The 271-nt window shown below is 71.2% G+C and carries 1 pseudogene; it reads left to right on the forward strand.

The window, feature by feature from the left end:
• Positions 1–271, forward strand: a pseudogene (locus tag IF89_RS45735) (IS3 family transposase); the annotation flags it as partial.

Here is a 271-nt window from a genome sequence, read left to right on the forward strand (position 1 = left end):
GGCGGAGCTGGGCCGACTGCGCAAGGCCGGGAAGGAGTGGGAGATCGAGCGGGAGGTCCTGCGGCGGGCGGCTCAGTATTTCGCGAAGGAGATGAGGGCCGGCCGCTGGGACTTCATCTCCAACCGTGCCGAGTTCGGCGTGCAGCGGATATGCCGGGTCCTGGGTATGTCACGCCCGGGCTACTGCCGCCGGGTCGCCGGGGCCGGTGCCCGCAAGGTCCGCCGGGCGGACGATGACGCCCTGGCCGCCGAGATCCACGAGATCCACGCT

The sequence above is a fragment of the Streptomyces sp. NRRL F-2664 genome (genome assembly GCF_000719345.1).
GTDB lineage: Bacteria > Actinomycetota > Actinomycetes > Streptomycetales > Streptomycetaceae > Streptomyces.